A 2,035-nucleotide genomic window follows, 5' to 3' on the forward strand; every position below is an offset into this window, starting at 1 on the left:
ATATATTTCTTACGTTAGGACCAGTATTGTGGCCGTTATTTCTTACTATTATTGGAAATGGTATGAATGCTAGTGCAGGATGGTAAAAGTGAATATAGGGTTTGAAATATTTAAAAGAACGTGTTTATAAATGAAAACACGTTCTTTTTTATGATAAATATAAAGTTACTGTATCTGACGACTTACAATTATTTGCACTGGAGATTCAAAGTCTTTTATCCCCAAATACTTTACAGAATCTAGCTAGAGATGTTGGATTTGTACAGAGGACAAGTAAGTATCAAGCACAAGATTTAATAGCTTTATTCGTATGGCTAAGCCAAACTGTAGCATAACCTAGTTTTGTAGTTGTTTAGAAGCATCAAGCTAAGATAAAAATTAATCCCCTACAACAAAAACACTATTCTTTTTCATTGCGGATATTGTATTTCTTTAACCGACGGATCAGTGAAGTTTGAGTAATTCCAAGAACTTTTGCCGTTTTACGTGTAGTCTTATTTTCCTTAATTGCCTGTTCAATAATTGTTTTTTCCATACTTTCGATAATCTCGCTTAAATTGTTTCCTTTTTTCAGAGATTGTAAAGCTTCTTTTTCCATACTTACTGAGTGAAAGCGTTCTGGTAAATCATGAGTCGAGATGTTGTCCTTTTTAGCCATAATAACGAGCTGCTCAACAGTGTTTTCTAATTCGCGAATATTTCCGGGCCACTGATAACGTTGTAAAACACCTATCGTTTGCTGCGAGAAGGTACGTGTCTGGTTGAATATTTGGTTATACTTTTGCAAATAGAAATGGAGTAGCGGAAAAATATCTTCATGTCGCTCGCGTAGCGGCGGAATGTTTACTGGTAAAACATGAAGTCGATAATATAGATCGGCCCGGAATTTTCCCTCTTTTACCATTTCCTCGATTTTGCGGTTTGTTGCTGCAATAATGCGAATATCAGCCTTTACTAACTGTGAACCGCCAATAGGCATATAGGTCTTGTCCTGCAGTAATTGGAGGAGTTTGGGCTGCAGATGTAGCGGAAGTTCACTAATTTCATCCAAAAAAAGCGTTCCTTTTTCGGCTGTTTTGACGAGCCCTGTTTTCCCTTTTGAATTAGCACCTGTAAAGGCTCCCTTATGGTAGCCGAACAATTCAGATTCGAGAAGTGTATCGGGAATTGCTGCACAATTTAAGTGGATAAAGGGTTGACTGTTTCGTTCGCTCAACTTATGAATACGCTTCGCAACTACGTTTTTTCCAACTCCTGTTTCTCCGTTAATAAGCACAGTTGAATCAACACTTGCCACTCTTTCCATGATTTCAGCAAGCAAATTATGTACTTTGCTATGTCCGATAAAGGACTGTTCCTCCTTTATTAGAATATATCGGGTACTCATTTTTTTTATTTCTAGCAAATACCGCTTCAATACGGGGGCTAATTCTTCCCATTCTAGTTTAGAAACATTATCCATCCAATTGCTTATATCATGACCATGTGCTACAAAATAAATGGGGTTTTCCTGCTCATCCAAAATAATGTCCCCTGTTACTGTCATCTTATTACCACCAGTAATTTCTTGCACAGTGGTTACAGTACTTCCATTTTGTAAAGCCATTTCGATTACGGATGGGGTGAACGCACCCTCTTTTTTCAGAACGAAAATATTTCTACCAATCAATTCTTCCTTGCTTTTGTTAAAGAGCTTACAACCTGCTTGATTTATCCACATAATCGTTCCATTTTTGTCAACAATATTCATCCCACTTTCAAGACTATCGAGAATTTTTAAAAGATATTTGTTTTCAATTTGGACAGGAATGTCGGACATGACGTGAATCCTCCTATTCATGCATCAATTTCGAACCAAAAGTGGTTCGAAATTGATAGGAATTAGTGAAAAGAATGAACCATTTATGAATCAGTTGAAACGAATTTAATTCATTATATCTCACAATAGCTAGATTTAATTTAAATTTTTATAATTTTCCGTCTATTTTTCGTGTTTTCGTTCCAAATTAATGGCATGATTTTTGCAATATAAAGG

General features: G+C 35.8%; 2 protein-coding genes. One reads left to right on the plus strand and one right to left on the minus strand.

Annotated features, from left to right (window positions below; genetic code table 11):
* The coding region (locus AB3X48_RS21575; RefSeq protein ID WP_367959925.1) for a DUF3902 family protein at positions 1-86 on the plus strand (86 nt) is incomplete at its 5' end.
* Between the two features lie 314 nt (positions 87-400).
* Here AB3X48_RS21575 and AB3X48_RS21580 read toward each other — a convergent pair.
* Positions 401-1,819, minus strand: coding sequence for a sigma-54 interaction domain-containing protein (locus AB3X48_RS21580; protein WP_016105229.1), 1,419 nt, complete (start codon positions 1,817-1,819; stop codon positions 401-403).
* Between the last annotated feature and the right edge of the window lie 216 nt (positions 1,820-2,035).

Source organism: Bacillus sp. S4, assembly GCF_040838205.1.
GTDB lineage: Bacteria > Bacillota > Bacilli > Bacillales > Bacillaceae_G > Bacillus_A > Bacillus_A cereus_U.